The sequence below is a fragment of the Acinetobacter sp. Root1280 genome (assembly GCF_001425285.1).
GTDB lineage: Bacteria > Pseudomonadota > Gammaproteobacteria > Pseudomonadales > Moraxellaceae > Acinetobacter > Acinetobacter guillouiae.
Map to the genome: position 1 here is coordinate 42,576 of NZ_LMED01000030.1, position 23,628 is coordinate 66,203.

The 23,628-nt window shown below is 36.4% G+C and carries 20 protein-coding genes; 11 read left to right on the plus strand and 9 right to left on the minus strand.

Annotated elements, in window-relative coordinates; genetic code table 11:
- Window positions 1–8: 8 nt before the first annotated feature.
- A complete protein-coding gene (locus ASC84_RS21480) occupies window positions 9–2,189 on the plus strand; it encodes a phosphocholine-specific phospholipase C (protein ID WP_056518249.1) in 2,181 nt (726 codons plus the stop codon).
- 248 nt (window positions 2,190–2,437) lie between these two features.
- On the plus strand, window positions 2,438–2,602 hold the full coding sequence (locus ASC84_RS23000) for a hypothetical protein (RefSeq protein WP_171077782.1): 165 nt from the start codon (window positions 2,438–2,440) through the stop codon (window positions 2,600–2,602).
- A 14-nt stretch (window positions 2,603–2,616) separates the two neighbouring features.
- Here the strand turns inward: ASC84_RS23000 and ASC84_RS21485 are convergent, their stop codons facing one another.
- From ASC84_RS21485 to nadC, 3 genes are all read right to left on the minus strand, one after another.
- On the minus strand, window positions 2,617–4,494 hold the full coding sequence (locus ASC84_RS21485) for an alkaline phosphatase family protein (protein ID WP_056518251.1): 1,878 nt from the start codon (window positions 4,492–4,494) through the stop codon (window positions 2,617–2,619).
- Window positions 4,495–4,652: 158 nt separating this feature from the next.
- Window positions 4,653–5,816 (minus strand): tetratricopeptide repeat protein, encoded by a 1,164-nt coding sequence (locus ASC84_RS21490; RefSeq protein ID WP_056518253.1) that lies wholly within the window; start codon window positions 5,814–5,816, stop codon window positions 4,653–4,655.
- A gap of 151 nt (window positions 5,817–5,967) precedes the next feature.
- Window positions 5,968–6,813 carry a carboxylating nicotinate-nucleotide diphosphorylase gene (gene nadC / locus ASC84_RS21495; protein WP_004823617.1) on the minus strand — a complete coding sequence of 282 codons (846 nt, stop codon included), beginning with the start codon at window positions 6,811–6,813 and terminating at the stop codon, window positions 5,968–5,970.
- 488 nt (window positions 6,814–7,301) lie between these two features.
- Between nadC and ampD the strand changes: the two genes are divergently transcribed.
- Together ampD and murJ are read left to right on the plus strand one after the other, a co-directional pair.
- On the plus strand, window positions 7,302–7,889 hold the full coding sequence (gene ampD, locus ASC84_RS21500; protein WP_056518255.1) for a 1,6-anhydro-N-acetylmuramyl-L-alanine amidase AmpD: 588 nt from the start codon (window positions 7,302–7,304) through the stop codon (window positions 7,887–7,889).
- Between the two features lie 74 nt (window positions 7,890–7,963).
- Complete coding sequence (gene murJ / locus ASC84_RS21505) at window positions 7,964–9,514, plus strand: murein biosynthesis integral membrane protein MurJ (protein ID WP_171066920.1); 1,551 nt, start codon at window positions 7,964–7,966, stop codon at window positions 9,512–9,514.
- A 265-nt stretch (window positions 9,515–9,779) separates the two neighbouring features.
- On the opposite strand, the gene ASC84_RS21510 is transcribed toward murJ, so the two are convergent.
- The 5 genes from ASC84_RS21510 to ASC84_RS21530 all read right to left on the minus strand — a co-directional run bounded on the left by ASC84_RS21510 (window position 9,780) and on the right by ASC84_RS21530 (window position 15,169).
- On the minus strand, window positions 9,780–10,469 hold the full coding sequence (locus tag ASC84_RS21510) for an FKBP-type peptidyl-prolyl cis-trans isomerase (protein WP_056518257.1): 690 nt from the start codon (window positions 10,467–10,469) through the stop codon (window positions 9,780–9,782).
- A gap of 46 nt (window positions 10,470–10,515) precedes the next feature.
- Window positions 10,516–11,223, minus strand: coding sequence for an FKBP-type peptidyl-prolyl cis-trans isomerase (locus tag ASC84_RS21515; RefSeq protein ID WP_056518259.1), 708 nt, complete (start codon window positions 11,221–11,223; stop codon window positions 10,516–10,518).
- Window positions 11,224–11,414: 191 nt separating this feature from the next.
- The gene (locus ASC84_RS21520) at window positions 11,415–13,610 is read right to left on the minus strand and encodes a polysaccharide biosynthesis tyrosine autokinase (RefSeq protein WP_056518262.1); all 2,196 of its coding nucleotides are present in this window, start codon (window positions 13,608–13,610) and stop codon (window positions 11,415–11,417) included.
- A 21-nt stretch (window positions 13,611–13,631) separates the two neighbouring features.
- Window positions 13,632–14,060, minus strand: coding sequence for a low molecular weight protein-tyrosine-phosphatase (locus ASC84_RS21525; RefSeq protein ID WP_056518264.1), 429 nt, complete (start codon window positions 14,058–14,060; stop codon window positions 13,632–13,634).
- A complete protein-coding gene (locus tag ASC84_RS21530; RefSeq protein WP_056518265.1) occupies window positions 14,060–15,169 on the minus strand; it encodes a polysaccharide biosynthesis/export family protein in 1,110 nt (369 codons plus the stop codon). The genes ASC84_RS21525 and ASC84_RS21530 overlap by 1 nt, the downstream gene beginning before the upstream one ends.
- Window positions 15,170–15,650: 481 nt before the next feature.
- Between ASC84_RS21530 and pseB the strand changes: the two genes are divergently transcribed.
- The 7 genes from pseB to ASC84_RS21565 are packed head-to-tail and all read left to right on the plus strand — an operon-like array spanning window position 15,651 to window position 22,396.
- Window positions 15,651–16,649, plus strand: coding sequence for a UDP-N-acetylglucosamine 4,6-dehydratase (inverting) (pseB, locus tag ASC84_RS21535; RefSeq protein ID WP_056518267.1), 999 nt, complete (start codon window positions 15,651–15,653; stop codon window positions 16,647–16,649).
- Window position 16,650: 1 nt separating this feature from the next.
- Window positions 16,651–17,811, plus strand: coding sequence for a UDP-4-amino-4,6-dideoxy-N-acetyl-beta-L-altrosamine transaminase (pseC, locus tag ASC84_RS21540; RefSeq protein ID WP_056518269.1), 1,161 nt, complete (start codon window positions 16,651–16,653; stop codon window positions 17,809–17,811).
- A gap of 2 nt (window positions 17,812–17,813) precedes the next feature.
- Window positions 17,814–18,506, plus strand: coding sequence for a pseudaminic acid cytidylyltransferase (gene pseF, locus ASC84_RS21545; protein ID WP_056518271.1), 693 nt, complete (start codon window positions 17,814–17,816; stop codon window positions 18,504–18,506).
- Between the two features lie 3 nt (window positions 18,507–18,509).
- On the plus strand, window positions 18,510–19,607 hold the full coding sequence (pseG, locus tag ASC84_RS21550; RefSeq protein WP_056518273.1) for a UDP-2,4-diacetamido-2,4,6-trideoxy-beta-L-altropyranose hydrolase: 1,098 nt from the start codon (window positions 18,510–18,512) through the stop codon (window positions 19,605–19,607).
- Window positions 19,601–20,116 (plus strand): UDP-4-amino-4,6-dideoxy-N-acetyl-beta-L-altrosamine N-acetyltransferase, encoded by a 516-nt coding sequence (gene pseH / locus ASC84_RS21555; RefSeq protein ID WP_056518275.1) that lies wholly within the window; start codon window positions 19,601–19,603, stop codon window positions 20,114–20,116. The genes pseG and pseH overlap by 7 nt, the downstream gene beginning before the upstream one ends.
- A gap of 1 nt (window position 20,117) precedes the next feature.
- Window positions 20,118–21,167, plus strand: coding sequence for a pseudaminic acid synthase (pseI, locus tag ASC84_RS21560; RefSeq protein WP_056518277.1), 1,050 nt, complete (start codon window positions 20,118–20,120; stop codon window positions 21,165–21,167).
- Window positions 21,168–21,169: 2 nt separating this feature from the next.
- Window positions 21,170–22,396: an oligosaccharide flippase family protein gene (locus ASC84_RS21565; RefSeq protein ID WP_056518278.1), complete on the plus strand. Its 1,227-nt coding sequence runs from the start codon at window positions 21,170–21,172 to the stop codon at window positions 22,394–22,396.
- Window positions 22,397–22,430: 34 nt separating this feature from the next.
- Here ASC84_RS21565 and ASC84_RS21570 read toward each other — a convergent pair whose 3' ends face one another.
- On the minus strand, window positions 22,431–23,570 hold the full coding sequence (locus tag ASC84_RS21570) for a hypothetical protein (protein ID WP_056518280.1): 1,140 nt from the start codon (window positions 23,568–23,570) through the stop codon (window positions 22,431–22,433).
- Window positions 23,571–23,628 lie beyond the last annotated feature (58 nt).

Genomic DNA, 23,628 nt, shown 5'->3' on the forward strand with positions numbered 1-23,628 from the left:
AAATAGAGATGAACCGTCGTGATTTTTTAGTCAATTCAACAAAAACAATATTTGGTACAGCCGCTTTAGCCAGCTTTCCAGCCAGCATCCAAAAAGCTTTAGCCATTGACGCCAAAGTCGAAACAGGCACGATTAAAGATGTAAAACATGTCATCATTTTGACGCAAGAAAATCGCTCGTTTGATAATTATTTTGGAACGTTAAAGGGTGTTCGTGGGTTTGGTGATCGTTTTACGATTCCGCTATCCGACAACCGTAAGATTTGGGAACAATACGATAAAGATAAGAATAAAATCTTTCCCTATCATTTAGACAGCACGCGTGGCAATGCACAACGTGTTAGCGGTACGCCACACTCATGGACAGATGGGCAATTTGCTTGGAACCATGGGCGTATGGGCAATTGGGTACAGTATAAACAACCCCAATCTATGGGATATTACAAACAAAAAGAAGTTGAATTTCAGTTCTCACTTGCCAACGCCTTTACCCTGTGTGATGCATATCATTGTGCAATGCATACAGGAACCAATTCGAATCGTATGTTCTTATGGACAGGTTCAAATGGTCCGAAAGCTGCGGGTGTTGCCAGTGTCGTCAATGACTTGGACAGTATTGGTGCATCAAGCACAGGCTATGATTGGACAACCTATCCTGAGCGCCTACAACAAGCGGGTGTGACGTGGAAAGTTTATCAAAATATGCCCGATAACTTTACCGACAATCCTTTGGCTGGCTTTAAACAATATCGCCGTGCCAATGAATTATCAGGTAAACCTGTAAACAATGACAGCACGTGTCCTGCTTATGATCCTGCCATTGATGCAATACAACCGTTGTATAAAGGGATTGCCAATACGATGCCTGATGGCGGATTTCTCGCTTCATTTAAAGATGATATTGCCAAAGGTCAATTACCTCAAGTCAGCTGGATGGTTGCACCTGCAGCCTATAGTGAGCATCCAGGACCATCAAGCCCTGTACAAGGTGCTTGGTACATTCAGGAAGTTTTAAATGCTTTAACGGAAAACCCTGCGATTTGGAGTCAAACGGTTTTATTGGTCAACTTTGATGAAAATGATGGCTTTTTTGACCACGTTCCATCACCAAGCGCACCTTCAAAAGATGCTTCAGGTGTGATGCAAGGTAAAACCACCTTGAGTGATGAACAAATCTCATATGAATACGCCACGCACCCCAAAGCTTCAGCAGGACAACCTAAATTTACTGATCCTAAAGTCAGCAATGGTGTGGGGGTTTATGGTCCAGGAATACGCGTACCCATGTATGTGATTTCTCCCTGGAGCCGTGGTGGTTGGGTAAATTCACAGGTTTTTGATCATTCGTCTGTTATTCGTTTCTTAGAGCAACGTTTTGGCGTGCAAGAACCGAATATTAGTCCATATCGCCGTGCTGTATGTGGTGATTTAACAACAGCTTTTGACTTTAAAAATCCAAATACCACAGCTATTTCGGACTTGATGGGTAAAAAAACCAAAAATGATGCAGATGCGATTCGTAATGCGCAAGCGCTATTGCCACCGGTTTCCCGTCCTTTAAGTCAGGTCTATCCTGTTCAAGATTTAGGAACACGCCTCTCTCGGGCATTGCCTTATATTTTACATAGTAGTGCGAAAGTTGATGTGGCAACAAAAACGGTGAAGTTAATGTTCTCCAATACAGGAACACACGCCGCAGTTTTCCATGTTTATGACAAATTGAATTTAGATGCGATTCCTCGTCGTTATATGGTTGAAGCTGGTAAGCAATTGGACGATGTATGGAACGCTTCAAATGGACTCTATGATTTATGGGTATTGGGTCCAAATGGCTTCCATCGTGGCTTTGCAGGTGATTTAGTCAAGTCTGCACAAATAGAGGCATTGCCAGAAGTGCGTGTATGTGTTGAAGAGTGTGATCCTAAAATCTATTTAAAAGTTCGTAATGATGCTGCGAAAACAGCAAAATTGACCGTGAAAGCCAATGCTTATCTACCCAATAAGACATGGAATATCGAAACGGCTTCTACAGAAAAGGAGTTGAATTGGAATATGTCTGATTTCGGTGGTTGGTATGATTTTACTGTAACAATAGAGGGTGATAGCACCTTTAAACGCCGTTTTGCTGGGCGTATTGAAACGGGTAAAGATTCATTTTCTGACCCTTATATGGGATTTATAGAATCTTAATTTTAAATAGCTGAATTTTTATAATTTAAATAAGGTGCGAATTGCACCTTATTTTTAGTTGATAGAAGATTTTTAGTTGATAGAAGACCACATAATTTGCGCAAACTTACATGATTAAGATTCCAATCATCTATTTACGTCAATAGATACATAAATCAGCTGAAATCCCTTGTTTCGTATACAGACTCTACAAATCTTTTCATCAACCCGTATTTAGAATATTTCAAACTTTAGCAAATGGCAGGCTTATGAAAATACTCATTGTTCTATTCGCCGTGATTACCTTTGTATTGATGGCTGGAGATCCACGCCGTGAAGATTTCGAAAGCAAAGAATTTGACGCAAAAAATAATGAACCACAACAACATGCTGAACAGCAGCATGATCAAGAAGACTCTGGAGAATCTTCTTGATCATTTGGGCAGGACTAGCTTTCAGCTTTAGATTTTAACATCTGATAAGTGAAATTCTTACCATTTAACACATCAGTATTCATGTCTTTATACTGTTGTAGAATCTCAGTTTGATCAAATTCACAAGATTTTTGCGTTTGCGTGCCTGTTTGATGAACAGTGGTATAACAAGCGTTCACTTTATTTACAAAAGCATAGTAAGGTGAAAGGGGAATATGCGCAGCTTCTAATACTTTGGGTGCTAAGAAATGTGCTGCAACAAAAGGCCCTTTAAATTGCTTTTGATCAATGGAGAAATTTGCCCAAACTGCAAGCGGTGTTTCAAAGAAGCGTACATCTTTTTTCTCAGCTTTTTCTTGCGCTGATTTAAAGAAGCCATACTCATCGTAAACACTTTGTAAGTTGGGTAAATGGTCACCAAAGAAAATCACAATTGTTGGGCGATCAAGCTGTTTGACATGCTCAATCAGAGTTTTAAATTTATCGTCAGCACGTTGCATACCCGTTAAATAAGTATTCAGTGCACGTTTACTGTTCTCACTCACACCATCTTTGGTGATTTTAAAATGATCTTTACCAAAGCGATCATCACTGTACATTGGATGATTCTCAACACTGATCGCATAGATAAATTGCGGTTTATCCGTATTTTTAAGCTGATTTTCAATGCTGTTATAAATTAAATCATCAGTAGCCCAACCCGCAGCATTAATATATTTAGCACGATCAGCCATGTTGATCATATTTTCAATTGAAGTAAAACGGTTAAAACCTAGATTTTGATAAACTGCGCTACGGTTATAAAAATATTTGCCGTTGTTATGCATTGCAGTTGTTTCATAACCCAATGTATTTAAATACATCGGTAATGAATAAGTTGGACGTTTTAATTTTGATACATAAGCCAATTCATTATGATTTAAATAGGTATTTAGACTGGTTAATACTTCAAACTCAACGTTAGCAGTTCCTCCACCAAAACTTGGAGACAATAAGCTAGAAACCTGATTTTTACTAATCGTTGGGGTGATGTTAGGTGGAATGCTTTTGTCTAATTTTCTGGCATCCCAATGCGACTCGCTCATCACAAAAACGATATTTGGCAATTGTTTTTGTTGTGACGGATCATCTGATGCTAGATTCGATGTAGACTCTTCATCATGCTCAACCGCCATCGGTTGATAAAAAGCAGCAACTTTTTCTTCAGGGATGACTTGTGTTTGGAAAATTTTATTGTTTAAGCCATCAACCGTTTTGGAAAAAAAGAAGGTCGAAAAACCTAAATATTTAATGGTTAAATGATCACCAATCCAGTCACCACGGGTATTGGGTAGATATTTTGCATATTGGCAAATTGAATTTTTTGCTGCATTGGCACAAGCTTCACTAAAATTATTTTTAAAATTGGCAGTGATAAAGAAACCAAGGATGGCAAAAGATAAAATGCTGTTTGTCAGGAGGAGTGGCTTCGTCCCTAATTTCTCTTTTTTATACAGAAATACAAATAGCCCAATAAATACTGCAATTGCTGCAAAGACTGCAATTTTGAGCATGATTGGAGAGGTGATAAAGGTTTCTTTAAATAATAAAAAATCACTAGGAACCAAACTTGCAGAAAGATATTGCTCTTTCTTGATATTGATAAAGCTCAGTAAAAAAATAATAAATTGACTAAGTAAAATGGTCGCAAAGGTTTTTCTTAAGATTAAATAAAATAAACTAATAAAGGCGTAGTTTAAGAGAATTGAAAAGCCATATTTATACAGACGTGGTTTTAGATAGATGTCACGTAATTGAAAGAAACGCGTGATATCTTCTTGGTATAAGAAAAAAGCAAATACAGATAAAAAAGCGACAAGTAAAAACAAAACTTGTTGTTTCAAAGTCTTCATTGGCCTAATTACAGGAATGTATTGGAAGCCAAAGATTATAGGCTTATTCAGATGGCTTTTCTATGTAAAAACTGCTTGTTTTGTAAGCAAAATTAAAAAATAGCAAACTAAAGCATCAAAGCTGCCCAAAGAATGTAGATATCCTTTGGGCAATTTTTTTACTGGCTTACACGTTGTATCGCTTCATCATAAGTCGCGCTTGGTTTGTATTGATTGGCCAATTGATAATGTTGCTTAGCTTGGGCATAATCTTGGTTATTTTCATAGATTTTACCCATATTATAGTGAGAATAAGCTTTGGTATTGTTATTGGTTGCCAAAGCAATGGCTTTTTGATTTGCCCATAAGGCTTCTGAGGAACGATTGAGCTTTTGATAAGCAACAGCAAGATTACTATAGGTTTGGCCAACATTTGGATTGTAGTCGATAGATTGTTGATAGAGCATTGCAGCTTGTTCAATCTGGTTGTTTTGATAGGCTTTATCCGCACTTAAATTAAGTGTCTTGGCTCGTTTTTGCGCATCGGCTGAGACAGGAACAATATTTACCCGAGTGGTTTGATTTTGATAATTTGATACAGTTGAACCCACTTGGCTTGCGTTAACCGAGGTTCCTGAAATACGATTGATGTCTTGAATTTCACCTTCAGGGCTAATGCGGAATACAGTCCATAGATTACCCGTTTGACCAGTCGGAATATAATAAGAACGAATCAGTGATTCACCTGCATAGACCATGACTTTGGCTTGGCTATTGGATAAATTGGTCGTAGTTGGTTGAGTCCGATCAGAAAAGTCATGTACTGAATACACATAATATTGACCTTCTAAACGTTTATCGATAGTGACGGTTTCAGGACCATAAGAGTCGGTGTCATCCACATCCAGATTTGCAGCCAAACCTTGTTTACTGTCCCAATATACATGCTGATTTTTATAACTTAAGTGTGAATCGAGATCTAAAGGATTTTGCCCCCAATTCAGTACAATTCGCATACTGTTGAGATCTTTGAGTACAGGACTTAAGGCGTAGGTCATGCCATCACATGGACATTTTGCAACCAGTGTTGAATAACCTGATTTTTTGATAATCATTAAATTATCTGAACTGTCTATAGTATTACTATTGACTGAGGCTCGGCCGCTTGTATTGGTAGAACTTGAAGCAGAGCGCTCACCATTTTTTTGCAAAATCACTTCAGCATTGGCAATATTTTGATCTTTCACTGTTGCACTTAACACATGCACATTGACGGTGTCTGCATGGCTCAAGATCGGAATAATGGATGCGAATAGTGATGAATATAAAATATGTTTTTTCATTGTTTATCTCTTTTGTTGATGCACATAATTTGATTGTTATTTAGAAGGTCTTTTGCATAAAATTAGCTGATTATTTATTGACTCATCGTTATATTTTGTAATAAAAAAGCAGTATATAGATACTGCTTTATGACCGAATATGATTGAGTAATTAGGCATTAAAACGCATAGATAAATCAATCGCTTTAACATCTTTGGTTAATACACCCATCGAAATATAGTCAACACCTGTTTGTGCAACTTGACTTAAATTCTCAAGGGTTATATTCCCAGAAGCTTCTAATTTACAACGCCCTGCAACATGTTTAACTGCATCAATCATTTGTTGTTGGCTAAAATTATCTAGCATGACGATATCTGCTTTGGCTTCAAGTGCTTGATTCAGTTCATCCCATGTTTCAACTTCGACTTCAACAGGCTTACCTGGTGCGATTTGATGCGCTTTGGCAATTGCTTGAGCGATGCCACCGGCAGCCATGATGTGATTTTCTTTGATTAAGAATGCATCGAATAAACCTAGGCGATGGTTTTGCCCGCCACCTACAGCAACTGCGTATTTTTGTGCAATCCGTAAACCCGGCAAAGTTTTACGTGTATCTAATAATTTGGTTGGTGTACCTTCAAGATATTTTACATATTCAGCCGTTTTGGTTGCGACTGCCGACAGGGTTTGCACAAAGTTTAATGCAGGACGCTCAACAGTCAGCAAGCTACGCGCAGAACCTGCCAATTTATAAATGGTTTCATTGGCTTTAACCCAGTCACCATCATTTTTAAGCCAAGTAATCTGTACGCTTGGATCATAAGCCTTGATCAGAGCATCGACCCAAGGTTGTCCTGCCAAGACCATATCTTCACGCGAAATGATCGTGGCTGTCGCTTGCTCATCTTCTGGTGTGAGTAGGGCAGTAATATCAGCATCGCCAATATCTTCTTGGAGTGCTTGTTGAATATTAATTTGAATAGATTGTTCAAGCAAAGATTCAGGTATGCTCATGGATATCCCTATTTTAGTCACCCTTAAAAACTGAGCGATATATTAGCACTGTCATTGCAAGTTTGAAGAAGTTTTTATTTTATACAGATAAGGATCTGTTAACATTTCATAAATAGTTTGCGTTGTAGGTTCAAATTAAGCACGAGACGTATACATCGTAAAACATGAATGAGAATCGTGAGACTATTTTTAAGTTTCATAACGCATACTGAGATAATTTTAGTTATAACTTGAACAAGAACAAAGCATTACTTTATTCGCAGTGAAAGTCGAAGCTGAGGACTAGAGTATTTTTTGGTGCTACATGTTACCTTGCGAAACGATGTTTCTCATCATTTAGAATGACTAAATTTCGTATCTCGTGCCTTGTATCACCTAAAAAATACTCATCGTCGCAAACATAGACGAATTGTCAACAGACCCGAGACTACACTAAAATATTGAGAATCAGCTTTATTGAAAATAGAAAAATTCTGTAGGAATAAGATATGCAATCTGCACCACAGTTTCAGGTCGTGAATGGTCAATTGATTGGCGCAAGACAAGTCCCATCTCCTAACTATAATCAACGCCCTGAAAATACAGAGATTCAGCTGATTGTGATTCACAATATTAGTTTGCCACCTTCACAGTTCGGTGGAGGTTATATTGAACAGTTTTTTCAAAATCAACTGGATTGGTCAGTCCATCCTTATTTTCAAACCATCGAGGGTATGCAAGTTTCTGCACATTTATTGATTTTAAGAACTGGTGAAATTATCCAGTTTGTTAATTTTAATGATCGAGCTTGGCATGCCGGACGTTCAGCTTATCTAGGTAAAGTTGAGTGTAATGACTATTCAATTGGAATTGAGCTTGAAGGAAGTGATGATAGTGATTTTGAAGCGATCCAATATCAACAACTGGTTGATGTGGTTGCCACTTTGCAACACGCTTATCCAAAAACAGATCATCATTTAACAGGACACTCTGATATTGCATCAGGACGTAAAACTGACCCTGGACCACATTTTCAATGGCAGCAATTTAGAGAAAGTTTGAATCAGAAAAAAATTAAGATAAAACAACTGAAGTAAATAAGCGTCTGTTTATGATTTAACAACGCAATTTTAAGAATATTTAATTACAATAGCGACTTTATTTTAACTAGGTGAATACGATGGCGCTGTGGCGATCCACCTTTATTGTCAGTGCAATGACCATGTTGTCACGAGTCTTGGGCTTAGTCAGAGATATGGTTTTGCTCAATGTATTTGGGGCAGGTAAGGATTTTGACACCTTTGTGGTTGCTTTTCGTATTCCCAATTTTTTCAGGCGTTTATTTGCAGAAGGGGCTTTTTCGCAAGCCTTTATTCCCGTACTCACCGAATATAAAACCACAAAACTGCATGCAGAAGTACAGATTCTCATTAGTCGTGTGTTTGGCTGCCTGTTAATGGTGATGTCACTGTTAACCTTGATCAGTATGATCATTGCACCTGTGATCCTGTATGTCTATGCACCCGGTTTTCATAATGATCCTGCAAAATTTGATCTGGCTGTAGATATGTTTCGTTTAACGATTCCATATCTGATGTTTATGTCATTGACTGCATTTGCTAGCAGTATTTTGAATAGTTATGGATCTTTTGCTTCGCCAGCGTTTTCGCCTGTCTTACTCAACGTGGCAATGATTGCTGGTGCTTGGTGGTTAGCCCCGCATATGGCTCAACCGATCATGGCTTTAGGATGGGCTGTGGTTGCAGCCGGGGTTTTACAACTTGCGATTCAAATACCTGAATTATGGAATAAAAAATTACTGATTCCACCTAAAGTTGATTTTAAACATGAGGGTGTAGATCGAATTTTAAAACTGATGTTGCCCGCTTTATTTGGTGTATCAGTCACTCAGATTAACTTATTACTAAATACAATTTGGGCGTCATTCATGCAAGATGGTTCGGTGTCATGGTTATATAGTGCCGAACGCATGACCGAGTTACCACTTGGATTGATTGGTGTTGCTATTGGTACCGTGATTCTTCCGTCTCTTTCTGTGAGTAAAGCAGAACAAGATCAGGCCAAGTTTCGTAGAATGTTGGATTGGGCTGCACGCGTGATTGTCTTGGTGGGTGTGCCAGCTAGTATTGCTTTGTTCATGTTATCTACGCCGATCATTCAAGCGCTTTTTCAGCATGGTGCTTTTGATGCACGTGATACGCAAATGACCGCTATGGCACTGCAATGTATGAGTGGTGGTGTACTGGCATTTATGTTGATTAAAGTCTTTGCACCAGGTTTTTATGCCATTCAGGACACCAAAACACCTGTACGTGTTGGCTTAATGGCGGTTGCAGCCAATGCGATTTTAAACATTATCTTTATTGGTATTTTTAAATTGATTGATTGGCAAGCTGAGCATATGGCCTTAGCCATTGCTTCTTCAGGTTCAGCTTTGGTCAATGCAGGGATGTTATATTTTTATTTACATAAGAAAAATATTTTCCGTTTTGGTGCGCACTGGAAAAAATTATTTGTTCAATTTGCCATAGCCAATATCGTGATGATTGGCGCGCTATGGTTTGCTTTAAATTGGTATGATGGTACAGCTTCGCAATGGCTTCGAATTCTTGAAGTTGTCGGGTTATGCTTGGTCGGTATAGTGGCTTATGGTATCGCTCTACTTGCAGCAGGTTTTAGACCAAGACATTTAAAGCACTAAATTAAGACCAATCAATAGAATATAAATGAGATAGCTTTTACTTTGAGCATCATTCGTTCATAAGTGATGTATCTAGCGCATGGCGGCAAGGATGTCGCCATTGTGTGTGGGATAGAATTTAAATTCTAAATATAAGATACGGTACTGTAAGCTTTATAGATGTATGAATTTACTTCTATGAAATGCGATAAGATTTTTTATTAGAGCATAAAAAACATCGCGATTGAGCGATGCTTTTTATTTTCAAAACTATCTTACCCTGAAACTAAGGTAAAACTTTTAATAGTTCTACATCAAAAATTAAGGCGCTGTTTGGACCAATCGCATCACCCGCACCAATCTCGCCGTAGGCAAGTTTTGCTGGAATAAAGAAACGATATTTCGCGCCTTCTTTCATCAGTTGCAAACCTTCAGTCCAACCTTGAATCACTTGGCTAACTTGAAATTCTACAGCTTCATTTCGTGCAAAAGAACTGTCAAATACAGTACCATCAAGCAAACGACCTTCATAGTTTACAGAAACCTTAGATTTTGCAGAAGGTGACTTTCCAGTACCTTGTTGTAAAACACTATACTGCAAACCACTTGGGCGAGTAATTACACCTGTTTTCTTCGCATTTTCTACAAGAAAAGTTTCACCTTGTTTGGCATTTACATCTGCAGCTTGTTTAAACTCTAGCATTTGTTTTGCTTCGGTTTGCTGTTTATATTGTGCAAGCGCTTTTGCCATTTCTTCATCAGTTAAGCTTGCTTTCTGACCTGTAGAACCTTCTTTGATCCCTTGAATAAAGGCATTTAAATTAATTTGTTTTAAGGTGTCGGCATTGGTACGTCCCATGACATAACCATAGCTATAACCCAGTTGATCTTGTTGGGAGCTTTTATTGTTAATCGGTGCTGAGAAAGCTGCACTACTCAGTATACTAAGACTAAGCACAATAAGTGTTTTTTTCATAATTAAAATCCAAAAAAGGAGAGTAAATCTCTCCTTTTCTTAAATGTTATTTAACTTTAACAAGTTCAACATCAAAAATTAAAGTGCTGTTTGGAGGAATCGTGCCAGGAACACCTTGTTCACCATAAGCCAATTTTGCAGGGATATATAAGGTTGCTTTACCGCCTTCCTTCATGAGCTGTAAACCTTCAGTCCAACCTGGAATTACTTGGTTTAAAGGGAACTCAACTGGTTGACCACGATCATATGAGCTATCGAATACTTTGCCATCTAACAACTGACCTTTGTAATGTACAGTGACTTGTGACGTAGCAGCAGGCTGTTTACCTGTACCTTCTTTGGTGATTTTATATTGCAATCCTGAAGCAGTTGTTTTAACACCTTCTTTTTTCGCATTTTCAGCTAAGAATGAGTCATTTGATGAAGCTGTTTCTTTGCTTTGTTGTAATTGCTTTTGTTGCATTTCTTTTTGGAAGTCAACATATGCAGCTTGTAATTCTTCATCTGTATAGGCACGTTGTTTTTTAGCATGGCCGTCACGAATACCGCTGATAAATGTATTCACATCGACTTCAGGTGGCGTTTGGCTCGCAACTTCATAACCAAGTGCATAACTAATTTTTTCTACAGGTTTAGCATTTTTTGACATTGAATGACTGTTTACATCAGCAGGATGTTTAGATGCATAATAAACAGGTACAAGTGCAGCACCACCTAAGATTACAGCAATTGCGATGGGTAAGGCTTTACTCATAAAAATTTCCAAATTTTAATCTTTTAAGAGGCTAATTTGATCATTAGCATAATCTGCTCAAGCATATAACTTCTTCATCATAAACGATATAGTTATCTGATGATGACAACTAAAAATATACAGTTATATTGATCAAAAAATTGGCACAAAAAAGCCAGATTCAATCTGGCTTTTTTGTTACTCATTCGATATCAATCATCTTTAGCTGCTGTGTAGGCATATGCATAATTATAGCCATAATTGCCCCCCACAGTTGCTTGAACATCATTGAGAATAACCCCATTCACTTTGCTTCCTGCTTGTTCAAAGCGATTGATGGTTAATTCGAGCTCTTTCATTTGTGTTTTTGCATAACGTGCAACAACAAGGTTTACACCCGCAAATTGAGAAACAATGATGCCATCAGTGACTGCCAAGATAGGAGGGGTATCAATAATAATATGATCATATTGCTGCGAAAGCTGTTCTAATAACTCACTAAAACAATCTGAACTCAACATTTCAGAGGAATGACTATTATTTTTCCCACGTGGCAGAAAATCTAAATGATTTACCGTATTTGAATGGACTATACATTGTTCAAGCGTGTTTTGACCTGCCAAATATTCAGTTAAACCTGGTGATGTGTCATGACTAAAATATTTATGTAAATAGCCTCTGCGGATATCTGCATCAATGAGTAGAACTTTCTTATTGCCTTGTGCAAAAATTGCGGCAAGGTTGGTTGAGATAAAGGATTTACCAATTTCTGGAGCAGGTCCAGAAACAGCAATAATATTATTTTTAGCTGTGTTTAAAGCAAAGTGAATTGTGGTACGAATGCTACGTAAGCTTTCAATGGCAATATCTTCACTATTTTTAGCAGCAAGAATTGGAATTGATTTCTTTTTTCTCAGCAATTGTACACGGCTTTCTTGAATCGGAGAGCGTGGCACAGTGGCATACACAGGGAGATCAAGTTCGTTTTCAATGCGAGTTGAATCTTTGATTCCTGATGAAAGTAGATTGCGCAGTAATGCGATGAGAACACCAATAAATCCACCAACAAAAATTGAAAGAATCAAAATAATCAATTTTCTTGGTTTAATTGGTTTAAAAGGCTCCACAGCAGTATCAATAATACGAACATTGCCGATTTCGCCCGCATTTACAATTTTTAATTGTTGATAGCTATTTAATAGAGAGGTGTAGAGTTCTGTATTGACTTTTACATCACGATAAAGTTGTAAATATAGACGTTGGGTTTCAGGCAAACGTTTAATTGCTTGGTTAATCTCTGTCGATTTCTTATCAATAGCAGCCAGCTGTGCATTGATTTCCGCCATCAATGGGTGATCAGCGGTATATTTTGCAGAGTACTCAGCTTGCTTTTGCTTTAATTCTATCCGTATTTTCTCCAATTCAACATTCTGCTTTAGCATCAATTCCGCTTCTTGAGTGACATCCACAGTATTGTATTGTTCACGGAATTTATTAAATTTAATCTCTGATTCTTCAAGCTGCTGTTTAAGTTCTGGTAGCTGTTGGTCCAGGAAATTTAATGTTTGCTTAGATTCTAAGGTCTTACGTTCAATATTTTGTGCGTGGTATACAGCAAGGACATTATTTAAAACTTGAGTAATATGCTCCTTATCCGTTCCATTATAATTTAAACCAATGACACCCGTCATTTTACCTTTTTCAGCAATAGTATAATTATCTTGAAGTGCTTTCATCGCAGAAGGGAGCGAAAGTTTAGTAACTGTAAAGTCTTGTTGGAATGGATTTATACTATTAATTTGAATAGACCACAATCCTTTATTGTCTTGAGCTTGGTTGAGCTGATTGAGTGTACCTTTAAATACAATTTGGTCTTTATAGATTAAACTAAACTGCTTTTTATTTATAAATTGTAACGTGAGATTTTTATCATAATAATATTCAGGGACATCTAGTTTTAGTATAGAAAAGCTAGATTGATCTTTTTGAAAACTGACTGCCTTGGCAGTATATTTAAGTTTAGATTTTTCTTTGGACACTAATTTATGCAAAAAAGTATCAGCATTATCAATAATTTGAATATTTAAATTCAAATTATTGATAACTTTGCCAAGTACAAGTCGCGAATTTAAAATTTCAATTTCTGCATCAGCTGGTGATTTCTGACCAAGCCCACCAGCAACATCTTTGAGTTCACCCATGAGAGCAGCTGAAGCTGCACTTTTACCATCTTCAACCTGAACTATTGCATCAGTAGAGTAGACGGGTGATGTTACACGTAAATAAAGTAAGGCACAGATTAAAGTTAAAATGACACAAAGCGCAATCACTTTCCATTGAGCAATTAAAGAGAAAAACAACTCTTTTAAATCAATCGTATCATCATTAGTTTTTGAATTTTGGTTCATAGGTAAACAACTAATTAAAATTTAGAGATGTGATTGCCAGTCATTGGCATAAACTTGGATATTTTTACATGTTTCATCAAAAAAAGCTTGATCATGTTTGTATGGGTCAGGCACATTTTGACCTTGCCAGTGTCCTAAACGAAATACCTTGCCTTTGGCAAAGGGCCATTTTTGCTCAATATGTTGTGATTGATTTTTGCTCATCACTAGAACAAGATCGGCCTTTTTGATCAACTCCGCATTTATTTGTCGTGCAACATGAGTGCGCATATCAATATTTAAAGCATCCATACAAGCTATCGCTTTATCGTCTGCGGAATGACCAGTCATTGCAGAAAGACCCGCAGACTCTATATTTAAATTTGGATGGTTTTGCTTTAAAAAAAATTCTGCCATTGGGCTACGACAGATATTTCCTACGCACACAACCAATATGTTTTGGAATTGCATTATTGTCCTAAGCGATCAATGTTATATAAGGCATTAGAAAAAGGGATGATTTGGTTAATTACACGTTGCCAACGCGTTAATCCAGTTGCATCTATATAGACGATATCATTTTTTTGCATCGTAAATTGATTGGCAAGTGCAAAGTTGCCAAAACTGCTTAAATTAAGTTGATAAACGGAAGATGTCTGGCTATTTATATCTGTACGCATTACATAAATACGTGCAGCGCTAGCAGAGTTTGGGTTAATGCCCCCACTCTCTCCAAGTACATCACTTAAGGTCATACCCTGATCTCGTAGATTGACAGCCTGACTACGAGTTGATTCACCTAGAATATATAACTTTTGATCCTGCTTAGTATTCACAAAAATTGTGTCATTGGGCTGAATTAAAAGATTATGTAAAGATAAACCTTGTTTCTCTAAGGTGATGGTGTTGAGATTATAGGTTTGACCTTTTCGAATCAGTTGAATATTGGTGTTGTCCCCGGATTGCGTATTAATACCACCAGCTTGTCCTAATGCAGTATAAATGCTTGTTGGTTGGTCATTTAACGTGTATTGCCCACTTTTCATGACTTGTCCATTTACAAAGTAGCGACGGCCCTCGTAGGATAAAACACGCACAATAACATCTGGCGTTTTTAAATATCGTGCAAATAGCTTACGCATTTCATTATTGATTTCAGCTAAACTTTTGCCTGCTGTACGATATGAGCCAATTAAAGGCGCTTGTATATAACCATTTTGGTCAATCTGAAAACCATTTGCTAACACTGATGTATTATTGGTCATTTGGGTTACAGGAGGGGTTATTTCAGGGTATGCCCATAATTGTATCGATAGGATATCACCAGGGCTTAACCGATAAGTTGTATTCTTTTGATTAAATAGAGAAACAATATTGTTTGAATTATTATTTTCAGAAAACCCTATATTCGAAATATTTGCTTGTGTAAGCTGCACAACATTTAGTTTAGCGCCTTGATCTGTTTGATAAATACCTTCTTCAGGAACATCATAGGTTTGAAGTCCAGAAGTGACTGCACAACCAGTAAATGAAACAGAAATTGCTAAAATTGTAAAAAGTGAGGTGTATCGATACTTCACATTCAAAACCCTTCGTTATATTACAGCATTAATTTAGACTCAATTATGGATGAAGATTCTATTCTATAATTCAATTAATGCCTATGATTAATATGTATTAGTTTTTATGTCAGTTTTGAAAACTTAGACATCAACTGGTTGTATAAAATAACAAATAACACACAAGATCTTAGCATAAATGAAAAAAGTAGTTGATATCTTTGTTTCAGCGGTTTTTATGGTATTTAAATGGCTTTACTTTGTTGTATGTAAGTGGAAACAAATATGATAGAACTTGAACAGTGACACTTTGTAGTATTTTTACATAAAGTAATATGTTAGCTTTAATTTTTCACTGAAATGCTGGTAGGCATTATTGCTAATATTGTAATATATGCATTCATGACAATCGATTTAGTATAATATTCACATATTATTGTTCTATGTAGATAGTGTCTTTTTAGAATTTAAAGTTTAATTGAAAGCAAAAACAGAGGAAATAATGTTGGAAGGTTCTACTATACTCGTAACAGGTGGCACAGGCTCTTTTGGGAATACTTTTATCCCAATGACTTTAGAAAAATATAATCCTAAAAAAATAATCATTTTTTCTCGTGATGAAATGAAACAATGGGAAATGGCAAAAAAATTTAAAGATGATAATCGTGTACGTTTTTTTATTGGCGATGTAAGAGATAAAGAACGTCTTTACCGCGCCCTAGATGGAGTGGACTATGTAGTACATGCTGCTGCAACCAAAATTGTACCGACTGCTGAATATAACCCTTTTGAGTGTATTAAAACAAACATCAATGGGGCTATGAACGTAATTGATGCTTGTATAGATAAGAAAGTAAAAGGTGTAGTTGCTTTGTCAACAGACAAAGCAAGTAGTCCAATTAATTTATATGGCGCGACTAAACTTGCATCTGATAAATTGTTCGTGGCAGGTAACGCCTACTCTGGTGAGCATGGAACAAAATTTTCCGTAGTTCGATATGGTAATGTTATGGGCTCTCGTGGTTCGGTTATCCCATTTTTTATGTCGATCAAAGATGAAGGTGTTCTACCAATTACAGACGATCGTATGACGCGATTTATGATCTCTTTAGAACAAGGTGTTGAGCTTGTTTGGCATGCATTTGAAGATATGGTTGGAGGGGAAATATATGTAAAAAAAATCCCTTCAATGAAAGTAACTACATTGGCATCAGTTGTTGCACCAGAAGCTAAACAGGAAGTTGTTGGTATTCGACCTGGTGAGAAATTGCATGAGCAAATGATCAGCGTTGAAGATTCTTACTACACTTATGAATATCCAGAGCATTATAAAATTTTGCCAGTGATTAATGATTGGGCTGAAACAAAAGAACGTATTAAAGATGGTACAAAAGTTCCAGAAGGTTTTCATTATTCAAGTGATAATAATGCTGAGTGGATGAGTAATGCAGAATTACAAGCTTGGTTAGTAAAAAATGCTGAAAAAATAGGTAATATTTAAAATGTTTATTCCTTATGGCAGACAAAATATAAGTCAAGCAGATGTTGATTCAGTAGTTCAAGTTTTGAAATCTGACTTTTTAACTCAAGGTCCTCAAGTTCCATTATTTGAAAATACTGTTGCTAAATTTGTTGGGGCAAAATATGCGTTAGCAATGAATAGTGCAACTTCTGCTTTACATGTGGCTTGTTTGGCTTTGGGATTAAAAAAAGGAGATGTCCTTTGGACATCTCCAATTACTTTTGTTGCTTCTGCAAACTGTGCTTTATACTGTGATGCAGAAGTAGATTTTGTGGATATTGATCCTGATACATATAATCTCTCTGTTGATGCATTAAAAACAAAACTGGAAATTGCGAAACAGCAAAATAAATTACCAAAAATTGTTGTGCCAGTTCATTTATGTGGTCAACCTTGTGATATGGAAAAGATACATGCATTATCTAAAGAGTATGGGTTTCATATCATTGAGGATGCATCACATGCAATTGGTGGTAAGTATAAAGACCAGTATATTGGTTCTAATCAATATTCAGATATTACGATTTTCAGCTTTCATCCAGTTAAAATCATTACAACTGCAGAAGGTGGAATGGCACTGACCAATAATGAAGAATTGGCGAAGAAAATTGACTTGTTACGTAGCCATGGTGTGACAAGAAACACTGAGTTTATGACTAAACCTTCAGAAGGTCCTTGGTACTATCAACAGGTCGAGCTGGGTTACAATTACCGTATGACTGAATTACAGGCAGCGTTGGGTGTTACACAGTTGTCCCGCTTAGAAACTTTTGTTGCTAAGCGACACGAAATTGCTAAAAAATACAATGAATTATTTAAAGATTTACCTTTAATCACACCGTATCAACTACCAGACACATATTCTGGATTGCATTTATATGTAATTCGATTAAAGCAAAAAGAGTTAAGTAAAGGGCGTAAAGAAATTTTTGAAGCCTTACGAGAAAAAGGTATAGGCGTAAATGTTCATTACATTCCTGTCCATGTTCAACCTTATTATGAGCAGTTAGGCTTTAAGCAAGGCGATTTCCCTGAAGCCGAAGCCTATTATGAAACAGCAATTAGTTTACCAATGTTTCCTGATTTGAGTGATGAGCAAATCCAGTATATATACCAAACACTAAAAGAGGTTTTGGTATAACAATGCAACTGGCTGTTATTCCTGCGCGAGGTGGAAGCAAAAGAATCCCTCGTAAAAACATTAAAGACTTTTATGGTAAGCCAATGATCGCATGGTCTATAGAGGCTGCACTGAAAAGTGAATGTTTTGATGAGGTTTGGGTTTCAACTGATGATGAGGAAATTGCAGATATTGCAAGACAATATGGAGCAAAAGTTCCATTTATGCGACCTGCTCACCTGTCTGATGATTTTGCGACAACTGCTGATGTCATGCAGCATGCAACACAAGCTTTTACACAATTGCAGGGACAACGACCAGATTATGTTTGTTGCTTATATGCAACAGCACCATTTGTACAGACTGATGATCTGAAAACTGGGCTCAAGTTGTTGCAAAACTATCCACTAGATTATGCATTTAGTGCAACAACATTTGCATTTCCGATTCAAAGAGCAATTAAATTAAATCAAGATGGAAATGTTGAAATGTTCCAGCCTGAAAACTTTAATAAACGCTCTCAAGATTTGGAAGAGGCATGGCATGATGCTGGCCAGTTTTATTGGGGAACTGCACAGGCATGGTTAGACAAGTCTGTAATTTTCTCTAATAGATCAAGAATTGTTGAATTATCTAGAACACGAGTTCAGGATATTGATACTCCAGATGACTGGCATCGTGCAGAGTTGATGGCACAATTATTATTAGACGTATAAACGATGAAGTTTTGTTTTCGAGCTGATGCATCTTTACAAATAGGTTCAGGGCATGTGGTACGTTGTTTAACGATAGCAGATGCTTTGGCTAGACATGGACACGAGGCCTATTTCATTTGTCGTGAGCATCAAGGGAATTTAATTGAGTTTGTCAGACAACGTGGCTATGCCGTCTATACCTTGCCTGAGCCAGTGCTTAATCCTTCTTTTGAGTTGTCCGAATACCAACGCTGGTTAGGGGTAACAGAACAAAAAGATGCTGAAGAAACATTAGCAATTTTAATTGAACAGCCTGTAGATTGGATTATTGTTGATCATTATGCTTTGTCCGCAGTATGGCAACAAGTTGTTCGTCAGCAAGCTGAACGTATTGTCGTAATTGATGATTTGGCAAATCGTTTACATGATGCTGATATCATTTTGGATTGTGGCTTAGCAAATACATCTTCAGATTATGAGAAATTAAATAACCGTAAAGGCCATTATTTAATGGGGCCACGCTATGCTTTATTGCGTCCCGAATTTCGTAGCAAACGATTATGGCTAGAGCAGCATCCAAAAACATATCACCATGATAAGTTAAAAATTTTGGTGAATTTAGGTGGAATAGATAAAGATAACTTAACAGGTAGCGTGTTGGACGTTTTATCACGTAGTCTACAGCAACAGCATTTATCTATTACTGTCGTCATGGGTGTAAATGCACCGTGGAAAGCGTCTATTCTAGAGCAATCAAAAAAAATACCATTCAGCAATCATATTTTGATTAATGCCAATAATATGGCAGATTTAATGCTTGAGCATGATTTAGCGATAGGTGCTGCTGGTAGTACAGCTTGGGAACGCAGCTGTTTAGGTCTGCCAACAATTATGATCTGTATGGCAGATAACCAGAAAATGATAGCAAAATATTTACATGATCTAGGGGTAACGATATCTATAGATCAAACAGAAATTGATGCAAAGCTATTACAGATATTACAACAGCTTGATCAAGAACGATTGCAACTCATGCATCAAAAGGCATTATCTATTACGGATGGTATTGGTGCAGATTTATTGTTGCAAACCATTTTTTCTGAGGAATTTAATGCATGTTAGATCTAAAAGATGCACAGCTCAGAGTCTTGAGCGATGATGATCTGGAAATGGTGCTGCAATGGCGTAACCATGATGATATTCGCAAGTGGATGGTGAATTCGGATGTAATCGCTTTAAGCGACCATCTTGCTTGGTTTGAGAGAAATAAGAATAGAACTGATCGGCTATTCTATATTTTTGAATATCAGCAGCGACCGCAAGGCTACATCTCTTTTGTTGCTATTCCAAATAGTACGGCATATGAGTGGGGCTTCTATGTGAAACCTGATGCAGAGAAGGGAATGGGGTATTTATTGGGGAGTGCTGCATTAACCCTAGCATTTGAAGAGCTTGGACTAAGTAAGATATTTGGTCAAGTTTTGGCATTTAATGAAAAATCATTAAGTTTCCATAAAAAAATGGGTTTTGTCCAAGAGGGTTTGTTGAGAAAACATTTCAAAGATCATCGAGGCACATTTGATATATATCAGTTTGGTTTGCTACAAGCAGAATGGTTAGAGGATAAATGAAATGAGCAAAAAAATTACAATTAATAATCGTGATATTGGTACAGGCTTTCCACCGTATATTATTGCTGAGCTTTCTGCAAATCATAACGGCAGCTTAGATACGGCACTCAAAATTATTGAAGAAGCCAAACGCTGTGGTGCCGATGCGATTAAATTACAAACTTATAGTGCAGATACCATCACACTGAATAGCCAAACTGAAGAGTTTATGATTCGTGGCGGTTTATGGGATGGTCAGTCTTTATATGAGCTTTACCAAAAAGCACAAATGCCGTGGGAATGGCATAAGCCACTTTTTGAGCATGCACGTGCTTTAGATATCACGATTTTTAGTTCTCCATTTGATAAAACAGCAGTAGATTTGCTTGAAGAGCTGAATGCCCCTGCATATAAAATTGCTTCTTTTGAAGCGGTGGACTTGCCATTAATTAAATATGTGGCTTCTACAGGGAAGCCAATGATTATTTCTACAGGAATGGCAGACAAAGACGAGATCGGTGAAGCAATTCAAGCTGCTTATGATGGTGGTTGTAAGGAGCTTGTGGTTCTACACTGTGTAAGTGGTTATCCTGCACCTGCAGAAGATTATAATCTATACACTATGGTTGATATGGCAAAGTCTTTTAATGTGCCAGTCGGACTTTCTGACCATACAGTAGATAATACAACGGCAATTACGTCCATTGCTTTGGGTGCGTGTCTCATTGAAAAGCATTTTACGCTAGATCGTAAAGGGGGCGGGCCAGATGACAGCTTCTCTTTAGAGCCAAAAGAACTACAGCAGTTGTGTCAAGGTGCTAAAACGGCATGGCAAGCACTTGGCAGTGTAGATTACGGTAGAAAGTCTAGTGAACAAGGAAATGCTCAATTTAGACGTTCACTTTATTTTGTCAAAGATTTAAAAGCTGGCGATATTATTGATGAATCTTGCATTCGTAGTGTACGACCTGGTTATGGCCTATCACCTAAATTTTATGATGAAGTGATAGGTAAAACAGTCATTCATGAAGTTTTTTCAAACACACCTGTAAAGCTAGAAATGATTAAATAGCTATGCGAGTTATAAAGGATAGTCTTATTTATTTAATAGGGGAGCTTTTTGCGAAAAGTCTCCCTTTTCTCATGTTGCCTTACTTAACACGAAAGTTGGGACCAGAAGGATTTGGAGAGCTTTCTTATTATCTGACATGGCTTGCTTTGTTTGGAATTTTTATAGGGCTAAGTCAGGAAGGAGCTGTTACTCGCTATTTTTATTTTTATGGTAAGAAAGCCTTAAATACAGTTGTAACAGCAGGTTATTTATATAATATTGTTATCTCATTAATCTTACTTTTAGGGTGCTTGTTTTTTAATGCTGAAATTATGGCATACATTGTATTGGCAACTATGTTTCAGTCCTTTATCAATGTGCAATTAGCGTTACGTCAATGCCAAAAGCAACCACTTAAATATATTACCATTCAAATTATTCTATCCCTGACTAATGTTATTTTTACAATTACAGCATTGGAGGCGTTTAATAATGATTTGGTTGCATACAGAGTATTAGCTATAGTTGTAGCAAATGCCTTGACATTTTTTATTGTCAGTGTTGTACTTGGTAATTTATTCTCCAGTGAAAATAAGATTACAGTTAGGCGCTTGAAGCTGGGGGTACTTTATATTTTTTCTTTTGGTATTCCTTTAATTTTGCATCAGTCCAGTTTCTTTGTTAAAGGTCAGCTAGACCGTTTGTTTATTTATGAGCAATATTCCAAAGCTGAGCTAGGGGTTTATTCTGCTGGAGTGCAGATTGCGGCAATTCTGCCTGTCATATTTATGGCTTTGAATAAGGCGATTGTTCCCTACTATTATCAAGGTCTTAAAGATTCATCTTTGAATGTTGTTAAAATAAAAAAATATGCATTATATAGTCTGCCTTTGAGTGTGCTGCCTGCAGTGTTAGGTTGGGTGTTCCCTGAAGCGATTTACATTTGGTTTTTGGGGGCTAGCTATACTGGTTCGAAATACTATATCGTAATATATTTACTCGGATTTGGATTAAGTCTTCCATATTTAATATTAGTAAATTACTTTTTTTACTATGGGAGGAATGTCATGATAGGAATAGTGACTTTTGGTACTTCTTTGATATATATATTGCTTTTATCTTATACTAGCCAACTATCAATTAAGCTTATTCCTTACTCACTAATTTTATCAAATTTAATGATGGTTATTATACTGTATCTTCTTATTTTAGATAAGAGTTTTAGCCTTAAGCTTGATGGAAGTAATTGATTGATTTTTAAGTAATATAATAAATGAAAAATATTTATTTTAAAGAGTTGTATAGTAATTTAAATTGATTCTCTGAAATTGTTTTTGGTTTTTTTAATAGGGATTGAGAGTATTTTGAGTATAGACTGGTTCTTCCATAACAATTTCTTGTAATAATCTTATTTAATATTTGAATGTCTTCAAGATCTTTTTTTGACTTTATATGGTTTATTCCCCAATAATAGTCTATTAAATCTAAATGATCTTTATTGATTGTTGTTGAGTTTAGAAAAGCCTTTTTTAATATATTCATATGATAGGAAATAAAATCATCTTTAATATGATTTTTTAATGATTTTGAATCAAAATAAAAGAAAGGAGTATTTAAGTGAATGCAGTAACCAATATGTGTTCCTATGCTATCACCAATTGCAAGATCTGATAACTCTATTATAGTTTTGAGTCGGGATAAGAAAAGAGGATCTTCTCGGAATCCTGCTGATACTATTTGACAGCCCATTTTCTTTAATATATTTAATAACGGATCATTAATATTCCACCAAAAAGCACAAATTAAAATAGAATCAAATTCATTCTTGAAGTTTTTAATCATATCTAGAAAGATCTGTTGCTCATAGGTCACATGAAAATCATCTGTACCGTGAGTTGGAAATACAAGTAGGGTTTTTCCTAAATTCTTTTTAATTTTAGTAAAATTTTCTTTTGTATAGTATTGATCAGCATAATGGATGTATGGTCCGACACAAAAGATAGGGGTATTATAATAGTTTCTTAAAATTTGTTGTCTAAAATCGCTTAAAGTAATGCATGATGCTCGCGCAGTATCAGCAGTATCAGTCCAGTTTGTATTCCTGAAAATTAATCCATGTTCAACAGACGGGTAGAGGTAAAGAGGATCATTCTGAATTTTGAATAAGCTATTAAATATTCCATATAACCGAGCATTAGTATTATTAATATTTGAAGAGTAGAAAGATTTTGAATTTGTATCAATTTCCCTCTTTAGAGTGATTAGAGTTGTTTGGTCGAAAATGGTATCGTGTAAACTAAGCTCATTTATCATTTCTTGAATTTGAAATTCAATTTTTTTATTGTAATTTTTGTATAGAAAATGAGTGAGATAAGTATTTTTTTTTAAAAAATTTTTTATAAAAAAATGATAATTAAAAATCATAAAGAATGGTCCAACTGCAAATAAATTAAAGAATATGCTACAATCATACAACTCTGAA

Bases quoted from the DNA above. Each gene is read 5' to 3' on its own strand.
- ASC84_RS23000 (WP_171077782.1), top strand. From the start codon at position 2,438: ATGAAAATACTCATTGTTCTATTCGCCGTGATTACCTTTGTATTGATG.
- ASC84_RS21525 (WP_056518264.1), bottom strand. From the start codon at position 14,060: ATGCAATTCCAAAACATATTGGTTGTGTGCGTAGGAAATATCTGTCGT.
- pseI (WP_056518277.1), top strand. From the start codon at position 20,118: ATGAGCAAAAAAATTACAATTAATAATCGTGATATTGGTACAGGCTTT.
- ASC84_RS21570 (WP_056518280.1), bottom strand. From the start codon at position 23,570: ATGATTTTTAATTATCATTTTTTTATAAAAAATTTTTTAAAAAAAAAT.
- pseH (WP_056518275.1), top strand. From the start codon at position 19,601: ATGTTAGATCTAAAAGATGCACAGCTCAGAGTCTTGAGCGATGATGAT.
- ASC84_RS21485 (WP_056518251.1), bottom strand. From the start codon at position 4,494: ATGAAGACTTTGAAACAACAAGTTTTGTTTTTACTTGTCGCTTTTTTA.
- ASC84_RS21510 (WP_056518257.1), bottom strand. From the start codon at position 10,469: ATGAAAAAAACACTTATTGTGCTTAGTCTTAGTATACTGAGTAGTGCA.
- pseF (WP_056518271.1), top strand. From the start codon at position 17,814: ATGCAACTGGCTGTTATTCCTGCGCGAGGTGGAAGCAAAAGAATCCCT.
- pseC (WP_056518269.1), top strand. From the start codon at position 16,651: ATGTTTATTCCTTATGGCAGACAAAATATAAGTCAAGCAGATGTTGAT.
- ASC84_RS21565 (WP_056518278.1), top strand. From the start codon at position 21,170: ATGCGAGTTATAAAGGATAGTCTTATTTATTTAATAGGGGAGCTTTTT.
- ASC84_RS21515 (WP_056518259.1), bottom strand. From the start codon at position 11,223: ATGAGTAAAGCCTTACCCATCGCAATTGCTGTAATCTTAGGTGGTGCT.
- ampD (WP_056518255.1), top strand. From the start codon at position 7,302: ATGCAATCTGCACCACAGTTTCAGGTCGTGAATGGTCAATTGATTGGC.
- pseG (WP_056518273.1), top strand. From the start codon at position 18,510: ATGAAGTTTTGTTTTCGAGCTGATGCATCTTTACAAATAGGTTCAGGG.
- ASC84_RS21490 (WP_056518253.1), bottom strand. From the start codon at position 5,816: ATGAAAAAACATATTTTATATTCATCACTATTCGCATCCATTATTCCG.
- nadC (WP_004823617.1), bottom strand. From the start codon at position 6,813: ATGAGCATACCTGAATCTTTGCTTGAACAATCTATTCAAATTAATATT.
- ASC84_RS21520 (WP_056518262.1), bottom strand. From the start codon at position 13,610: ATGAACCAAAATTCAAAAACTAATGATGATACGATTGATTTAAAAGAG.
- pseB (WP_056518267.1), top strand. From the start codon at position 15,651: ATGTTGGAAGGTTCTACTATACTCGTAACAGGTGGCACAGGCTCTTTT.
- ASC84_RS21480 (WP_056518249.1), top strand. From the start codon at position 9: ATGAACCGTCGTGATTTTTTAGTCAATTCAACAAAAACAATATTTGGT.